General features: G+C 74.5%; 7 protein-coding genes and 1 riboswitch. Of the genes, 4 read left to right on the top strand and 3 right to left on the bottom strand.

Going from position 1 to position 7769, the window contains the following annotated elements; all coding sequences use genetic code 11:
- Positions 1 to 329: 329 nt before the first annotated feature.
- Positions 330 to 1220 carry a KPN_02809 family neutral zinc metallopeptidase gene (ypfJ, locus tag GUY60_RS30830; RefSeq protein ID WP_161703775.1) on the top strand — a complete coding sequence of 297 codons (891 nt, stop codon included), beginning with the start codon at positions 330 to 332 and terminating at the stop codon, positions 1218 to 1220.
- A gap of 27 nt (positions 1221 to 1247) precedes the next feature.
- Here ypfJ and GUY60_RS30825 read toward each other — a convergent pair whose 3' ends face one another.
- From GUY60_RS30825 to GUY60_RS30815, 3 genes are all read right to left on the bottom strand, one after another.
- A complete protein-coding gene (locus GUY60_RS30825) occupies positions 1248 to 2633 on the bottom strand; it encodes a hypothetical protein (protein ID WP_187370171.1) in 1386 nt (461 codons plus the stop codon).
- A 116-nt stretch (positions 2634 to 2749) separates the two neighbouring features.
- On the bottom strand, positions 2750 to 3874 hold the full coding sequence (locus tag GUY60_RS30820; protein ID WP_161703773.1) for an alpha/beta hydrolase: 1125 nt from the start codon (positions 3872 to 3874) through the stop codon (positions 2750 to 2752).
- A gap of 146 nt (positions 3875 to 4020) precedes the next feature.
- On the bottom strand, positions 4021 to 4686 hold the full coding sequence (locus tag GUY60_RS30815; RefSeq protein ID WP_161703771.1) for a class II aldolase/adducin family protein: 666 nt from the start codon (positions 4684 to 4686) through the stop codon (positions 4021 to 4023).
- Between the two features lie 366 nt (positions 4687 to 5052).
- Between GUY60_RS30815 and GUY60_RS30810 the strand changes: the two genes are divergently transcribed.
- From GUY60_RS30810 to GUY60_RS30800, 3 genes are all read left to right on the top strand, one after another.
- Positions 5053 to 6333 (top strand): inorganic phosphate transporter, encoded by a 1281-nt coding sequence (locus tag GUY60_RS30810; RefSeq protein ID WP_161703769.1) that lies wholly within the window; start codon positions 5053 to 5055, stop codon positions 6331 to 6333.
- A 37-nt stretch (positions 6334 to 6370) separates the two neighbouring features.
- Entirely contained in the window at positions 6371 to 6592 is a 222-nt protein-coding gene (locus GUY60_RS30805; protein ID WP_161703777.1) for a hypothetical protein, read from the top strand.
- A 152-nt stretch (positions 6593 to 6744) separates the two neighbouring features.
- Positions 6745 to 6899, top strand: a riboswitch (cobalamin riboswitch).
- Positions 6900 to 7044: 145 nt separating this feature from the next.
- On the top strand, positions 7045 to 7769 hold a 725-nt coding region (locus tag GUY60_RS30800; protein WP_161703767.1), incomplete at its 3' end, for a CobD/CbiB family cobalamin biosynthesis protein.

Below are 7769 nucleotides of genomic sequence, written 5' to 3'. Positions count from 1 at the left end.
GTGGCGGGGTCGGGACGGCGGGTCCGCGCCGGGCTCCTCGGGTGGCCCGCTCCGGTGTCAGTGCGGTCACGCTTCCCCCTTCGGTGCGGCTGGTCCGCCCGCTCGCCCGCGGATCAGGCGCAGAGCGTAGTCGCGTCGCGGGGGCGGGTCCCGGCAGCCGGGGCGACACGTCGGCCGCGGCGGGGGCGGTCCCCCGTTCGGCCTCGCGGGTCCGCTCCGTGCCCGCCGTACCCGAGGGGCAGAGCGGGATGAACTGGCAGATACTCGGCGCGAGGAGCGGCGGGTGGCCGCTCTCGATGCGGCACAGCGGAGCAGAGGGTGGTGCACCCATGCAGTTCGACGACGACGCCGGTCTGGACACGTCCGAGGTACGGGACGTGCGCGGCAGCCGGATCCCCGGCGGCAAGGCGACCGTCGGCGGTGGCATCGCGGGCCTGATCGCGTTGTTCCTCGGCCTGTTCTTCGGGGTCGGCCCGGACAGCCTGGGTCTGGCTTCCGACAGCGACGAGCCCGCCGTGTCCGCGTCGAGCGCGTCCCAGGTGCAGGAGTCGTGCCGGACCGGGCGGGACGCCAACAGCAAGGCGGACTGCCGCACCGTCGCGGTGGTCAACAGCGTCCAGGACTTCTGGAGCCAGGAGTTCCAGCGCCGCGACGCCCGCTACGGCGACGCCCAGACGGTGCTGTTCACCAGCCGGGTGGGCACGGCCTGCGGGAACGCCACGTCGGCGGTCGGGCCGTTCTACTGCCCCGGTGACCGCAGGGTCTACCTGGACCTGGGCTTCTTCGACGAGCTGCGGTCCAAGTTCGGCTCCAGCGGCGGGCCGTTCGCGGAGGCTTACGTGGTGGCGCACGAGTACGGGCATCACGTGCAGAACCAGATGGGCACGCTGCAGCGCTCGCAGGACGGGCGCACCGGCGCGAACAGCAACGCCGTGAAGGTCGAGCTGCAGGCCGACTGCTACGCCGGTGTGTGGGCGCGGCAGGCGACGCGGACGCCCGACCCGCGTACCGGCAGGCCGCTCATCACCGAGCTGACCGACGCCGACATCCGGGACGGCCTGGACGCGGCGGCGGCGGTCGGCGACGACCGGATCCAGGAGAGGTTCCAGGGCCGGGTGACCCCGGAGTCCTGGACGCACGGCTCGGCGCAGCAGCGGCAGCAGTGGTTCTACCAGGGCTTCCGCTCGGGCGACATGGCGCGGTGCAACACGTTCCGCTGAGCCCGTGGCCGTACGTCGTCGAGCGGGTCAGGCGCCGCCGGTGTGGACCTGGAAGGCGGCGCGGCGGACCGCCTTGGCGAGTGCCGGGTCCGGGTGGGCGGCGGCCAGGGCGACCAGGACCTGCACGGTGCGGGGGTGCCCCACCGCGCGTACCTCCCGCAGAAGGCTCGGCACGGAGGGCTGGACCGCCGACTCCAGGTGGCGCACGAGGAGTTCGGACTCGCCGTGGTCGGCGACCGCCGCGGCGGTGTCCACCCACAGCCAGGTCGACTCCTGGCGGGTGAGGGCGGTGTGCACGTCCTCCGGGTCGGCGCCCTCGTGCTCGGCGAGCCACATCAGGACGTAGGGGCGCAGCGGGGGTTCGTCGGCGGCGGCCCTGACATCCGGTTCGGCGGGGGCGCCGACGACGCGGAGCGCCTCGAAGGCGAGGCCGCGCAGCAGCGCGTCGTCGCCGCGGGCGGCCTCCAGGAGTTCGGTGACGGCGCTGCCGATCGGGCGGGCGGCGAGCCAGGCGCGGTACTCGGCGCGGGCGGCGTTCGGCCGCAGCCGGGCGCAGCCGCGGAGCATCTCCTCGGCGGCGTGCTCGATGTTCCCCGCGGGGCTCTGCGCGGCGACGATGATCTGCTCCAGCTTGACCCAGACCGCCCAACTGCCCAGCGGCGTAAGGGTGGCGTGGCCGTCGGCGAGGGTGAGCGCGCCGACCGCGGCGAGGCCGTCGAGGGCCCAGTCGAGCAGCGGGGGCAGCGCGGTGCCGGGCACGGACACCGGTTCGGGCTGCGGGCCGAAGGGGATCTCGCAGCGCTCGTCGCGGAGTTCGGTGACGCGCTGGCCGAGCAGGTCGAGCAGCTGCGGTACGGGGACGGGGCCCGCGGACAGCTGGAGCAGGGAGAGCACCTGCGGCATCGCCTCGACGACCTCGGCCACGGCGGCGGGGGCGAGCGCGGCGGGCGCCGGGTGCGCAAGGGACCAGGCGTCGAACAGTGCGACCCAGCCGCGCAGCACCGCGGAGTCGTCGCGGTCCCAGGCGCGCAGCCGCCAGCCGGGGCGGGCGGCGCCGCCGTGCACCTCGACCAGGCCGGCCAGGCGGGCGGTGTCCCAGTCGGCGCGGGCCTGGTGCGGGGTCAGGTCCAGATCGGCGGCGGCGCGTTCGGCGGCGTCGTCGGTCAGGGTGCCGCCGCAGCCGGCGCGGGTGCTGTCACGGCCGGGCGCGGCGTCGGCCCAGCGGGCGATCCTGGCCGCGCCCGCGAGCCCGGCGCGTGCCATCCGGGCGAGCACGGCGGGTGCGGGGGTGCCCTCGGGAGGGCGCGGCGCGGGACGCCGTGTGCGCCGCTCGGTCACGGCCCGTGGGGCGGTGGCGAGCGTGCGGGGGCGGACGATGCGGAGCCTGGAGTCGCGCGGGGTACGGGACGTCACGGGGGCAGTCTTCCCGCTCGGGGCTCGAAAGCCCAAACGGAATCCCGAGTTGAGCACCGAGTACGGGCGGTGTGCCCGCTATGGCCCCTGTTGCCACGGAGCTACGGGTCCCGCTCTCACATAAGCGGAGTGAGGAACCGGCGCAGGCTCTCCTCGTAGCGGGCGGGGTCCCTGTTCCACATCGCGGCGTGCGGGGCGTCCGGGACCGTGTGCAGGGTGACCAAGTCCGGGCGGCGGGCGGCGAGTTCACGGGAGGGGCCCCAGGGCGCGAGGGTGTCGTCCGGGCCGTGCATGAGCAGGGTGGGGACGCGGAGGGTGCCGGCGTCGCCGGCCTCGGGGAAGTGGTCGCGGAGCCCGGCGCGGCCCTGGGCGGCGCGGACCGCGAGCGGAAGCAGCGCCGACGGGGTGCGGCGGGCGGAGGCGAGGGCGCGAAGGGTGACCTCCCAGTCGAGCACCGGTGAGTCGAGGACGAGTCCGGCGACGCGGTCGCGCAGCGCCGAGCGGGCGGCCGCGCGCAGCGCCATGGTGGCGCCGGTGGACCAGCCGTACAGGACGACGCGTTCGGCGCCGTAGCGGACGGCGTAGCGGATCGCGGCGTCCAGGTCGCGCCACTCTGTCTCGCCGAGGTGGCCGATGCCGTCGGGCGCGCGCGGGGCGCCGAGGTCGCCGCGGTAGGCGAGGTCGAGCACGGGCAGCTGGAGCCGGTGCAGGAAGTCCATGACCACCATCGGGTGCTCCCGGGTGGTGCCGAGTCCGTGCACGGCGATGACCCAGGTGTCCCGGTCGGCGGGCACGAACCAGGCGGGCAGTCCGCCCAGCTCGCCGGGCACGTCGACGTCGGCGTGGTCGAGGCCGAGGGCGTCGCGCGGGTTGCCGATGTGCACCTGCGGGGTGAGCCGGACCCGGGCGCCGGGGTCGAGGGTGCCGTGGGTGACGCGGTCGAGCCGGCGGACGACGGTGTCGGCGGCTCGGGAGGTGCCGTCGAGCACCGGGCCGACGATCGCGTGGCTGCCGGCGCCGCCGAGGCCGTACGTGCCGGGGCGCAGCGAGGCGAGGGCGCGGGTCAGGGTGATGCGGTCGGCGGTGGTGGCGTGCACGGTGAGGCGGGGGTCGCCGGGCAGCGGGCGGCCCGGGGGCGCCTTGAGCGCGACGTCGCTGGCGTACCTCCCGGCCGCGACGGCGGCGGCACCGGCACCGAGGACGGCGGTGAGGGCCGCGGCGGCGGCCGATACGGGGCGCATGCGGTCCAGTGTCGACGCGGAGCGGAGGTCGGGCCACTCGGCGTGCGCCGCCCGTCGGCACCCGGCGTGCGCCACTCACCGGCACTCGGCGTGCGCCACTCACCGGCACTTGGCGCGTGCCGCCCGCCGCGCCTGCCGGAGAGCGCTCAGCGCCCCTGCCCGTACCCCCTCAGCTGCTCGCCCGCCGCCGCGAGCTCGACCGGGGAGAGGACGCTCGGGGTGTGGCCGGGGACGGCGTGCGCGGTGAGCCAGAGGCGGCACATCCACTCCAGCTGGGCGGTGCGGTCGTAGGCCTGGTCGAGGGTGTCGCCGTAGCTGACCGCGCCGTGGTTCTGGAGCAGGCAGGCGGTGCGCCCGCGCAGGGCACGGAGCATGCCCTCGGCGAGTTCGGGCGTTCCGAAGAGGGCGTACGGGGCGACGCGGACCGGGCCGCCGAGGTCCGCGGCCATGTAGTGGACCGGCGGCAGCTCCGGGACCAGCGTGGAGACCGCCGTGGCGTGCAGGGCGTGGGTGTGGACGACCGCGGCGGCCGGAGTGGCCCGGTACGCAGCGAGGTGCAGCGGGAGTTCGCTGGTCGGCTTCAGGGTGCCGACGACCTGGCGGCCTTCGAGGTCGACGGCGACCGTGTCGTCGGGGCCGAGCCGGTGGTACGGGACGCCGCTCGGGGTGATCAGGACCAGCTCGCCGACGCGTACCGACACATTGCCCGAGGTGCCGACGACCAGGCCTTCGGCGGCGGTCCTGCGGGCGGTCGCCACCAGGTCCGCCCAGGCCGCCGCCAACTGCCGTGCGCCGCTCGTCCGTTCCGTCATGCGGCGATCCTGCCAGGGGCCACGCGCTGTGGCCGTGGCGCTACGGTCGGCTGCCGTACGGAGAGGTGCCCAGGAGAGGTGTCCAGAAGGGGTGTCGGGCAGGGGCTGCGGCTCCGGGTGATCAAGCTCTCCTCCGGATCGCCGCCCGGGTTCGCGCGCTCCTCCGACGAGTGCCCGAAAACCCGTTCCCAGGCCCGGTTTCAGGGGCGTGCAGCCGGGTCGCGCGCGCCGCGGAACGCGCCCTGCCAGATGCTCGCCCACTAGCCACCCAACCGGGTCACCGCGCGGCCTGCCTCAGTTCACTTTCCGTTCACCCAGGTTGCCTACGTTCCACGAGCCAATGACGTCGAGCGATTGCCTGGGTAAATGGAACACATCACGCTGCTGCTCGCGATCGTGATCGTGACAGCCCTCGTGTTCGATTTCACGAACGGTTTCCACGACACCGCCAACGCGATGGCGACGACCATCTCGACCGGCGCTATGAAGCCCAAGGCTGCGGTGGCCATGTCCGCCGTGCTGAATCTTGTCGGAGCCTTCCTGTCCATCGAGGTCGCCAAGACGATCTCCAGCGGACTGGTCAGAGAGGACGGCATCCAGCCCGAAGTGATCCTTGCGGCGCTGGTCGGAGCCATCCTCTGGAACCTGCTCACCTGGCTGGTCGGCCTGCCCTCCAGCTCCTCGCACGCCCTCATGGGTGGTCTGATCGGCGCGACCATCGCCTCCATCGGCGTCAGCGGCGTCGACGGCGGCGTCGTCGTCACCAAGGTCCTGATCCCCGCGGTCGCCGCGCCGCTGGTCGCCGGTATCGCCGCGTTCCTCGCCGCGAGGCTGACGTACAAGCTCGGCAAGAACGTCGGCGAGCAGTCGAGCGCCAAGGGCTACAAGGCCGGGCAGATCGCCTCCGCCGGTCTTGTCTCGCTCGCGCACGGCACCAACGACGCGCAGAAGACGATGGGCATCATCACCCTCGCCCTGGTCGCCGGTGGCGCCCTGGCGCCGGGCTCGAACCCGCCGGTCTGGGTCATCGTCTCCGCCGGTACGGCCATCGCCCTCGGCACCTACCTCGGTGGCTGGCGCATCATCCGCACCATGGGCAAGGGCCTCACCGACCTGCAGCCGCAGCAGGGCTTCGCCGCCCAGACCTCCGCGGCCGCGGTCATCCTGTCCTCGTCCAACCTGGGCTTCTCGCTCTCCACCACGCACTCCTGCTCCGGCGCCGTCATGGGCTCGGGCCTCGGCCGCAAGGGCGGTGTGGTGCGCTGGTCGACCGCGACCCGGATGTTCGTCGCGTGGGGTCTGACCCTGCCGGCCGCCGGACTCGTCGCCGCCGGTGCCGAGTTCGTGGCCCGCCAGGGCGACTGGGGCATCGCCGCCGTCGCCGTCTTCCTGGTCGCCTCGTGCGCCGCGATCTGGCTGATCTCGCGCCGCCAGGTCGTCGACCACAACAACGTCGTCGCCGACGAAGACGCCGGCACCCCGGTGGACCCGGAGCCCGCGGGCGTCGTGACCACCGCCATCGCCGCCGTCACCCCGCCCCCGGCCGGCACCGCGAACGAGGAAGCGGAACTGGACGTCAAGCCCACCCTCCCGGCCAAGGCCGGCGCCGTCGCGGACCCCGCGCGGCCCGCCGGTGCGACCGTCTGATCCGGCGCCCGGACCAGCGAGCTAAGGAACACGCATGATCGACATCGACTGGGCGGCGCTCGGCTCCGTCTTCGGCGTCAGCCTCGTGGCGACGGTCGCCCTGGTGGGACTGTTCACCCTCGGCGTCGTCGGCCTCTCCAAGCAGGAGGCGGCCACCGCGCAGGGCGGCACCGCGCCGCTCGCCCGCTCCGGCGCGTACGCCTGCTTCGCTCTCTGCGCCGCCGCGGTGGCGTACGGGATCTACCTGATCGTCGCCTGACGGCCGCCGCCACAGCGGCTGCCGCACGCGCGTCGAACCGCCCCGCCGAGGCCCTTCCGAGGGCCCCGGCGGGGCGGTTCTCTGTGTGCCTCCGCACACTCCTGAACCGCAGGTCAAGGCGGAGTTGACGGGCCTCGCCCGCCATGGTGGACTGCCGAGGCCAATACGGCGGCATGGAGAGGAAGCCGGTGCGAATCCGGCGCGGTCCCGCCACTGTCACCGGAGTTCGCGGAACAGCGCGTTCACAGAACAGCGAGTTCACGGAACCCGGAGAGCCAGGAACTCTCGCCGCCGTGCACGTCGAACCAGGGCGCGGACCCTGAGTGAGGACAACTACGCCATGCGCGGCTGCCGTTCGGATCTCTCCGGCCCACCGAGTACGTCCCGTACCACCGGTACGTCATATGTCTGCTCTGCCCCGTTCCGTCGAGGCGTGACGGCGGTCTGAGCGCGTGCGAGCCGATCGCGTCTTCGCGTACGGCGCTGCCGCCGGCCTGCTCGGCGACCTGCTGCTCGGCGATCCCCGCCGAGGCCATCCGGTCGCCGCTTTCGGCCGTGCCGCGGGCGCCGTTGAACGGACCCTCTGGCGTGACCACCGCGGCTGGGGCGCGCTGCACACCGCCGTCTGCGTCGGCGGCGCGGTGGGCGCCGCCGCGCTGTCCGCCGCCGCCGTGCGCCGCTCCCCCGCCGCCTCCGTCGCCCTGACCGCCGCCGCCACCTGGGCCGTGGTGGGCGGGACTTCGCTCGGCCGTGAGGCCCGCGCGATCGGCGACGCGCTCGCGGCGGATGATGTCGACACCGCCCGTGAACGCCTCCCGCACCTGTGCGGCCGCGACCCTGCCGCGCTCGACGCGGACGGGATCGCGCGTGCCGTCGTCGAGTCCGTCGCCGAGAACACCTCGGACGCGGTGGTCGGCGCCCTGGTCTGGGGTGCGGTCGGCGGTGTGCCGGGCCTCGTCGCGTTCCGCGCCGTGAACACCCTGGACGCGATGGTCGGCCACAAGTCACCGCGCTACCGACGGTACGGCTGGGCCTCCGCGCGGCTCGACGATGTCGCCGGGTGGGCCGGGGCGCGGCTGACCGCGGTGCTCGCGGTGCTCTCCGGGGGGTCTCCTCGCGCTGCCGTGCGGGCGTGGCGCTCGGATGCGTCGCTGCACCCGAGCCCCAACGCCGGGCC

It is taken from the genome of Streptomyces boluensis (assembly GCF_009908195.1).
Classification (GTDB): Bacteria; Actinomycetota; Actinomycetes; order Streptomycetales; family Streptomycetaceae; genus Streptomyces; species Streptomyces boluensis.
Note: the sequence above shows the minus strand (reverse complement) of the source record. Positions and strands in the feature narration are given on the sequence as shown.

Coding starts and splice junctions, on each gene's coding strand:
- GUY60_RS30815 (WP_161703771.1), bottom strand. CDS start 4,686: ATGACGGAACGGACGAGCGGCGCACGGCAGTTGGCGGCGGCCTGGGCG.
- GUY60_RS30820 (WP_161703773.1), bottom strand. CDS start 3,874: ATGCGCCCCGTATCGGCCGCCGCCGCGGCCCTCACCGCCGTCCTCGGT.
- ypfJ (WP_161703775.1), top strand. CDS start 330: ATGCAGTTCGACGACGACGCCGGTCTGGACACGTCCGAGGTACGGGAC.
- GUY60_RS30810 (WP_161703769.1), top strand. CDS start 5,053: ATGGAACACATCACGCTGCTGCTCGCGATCGTGATCGTGACAGCCCTC.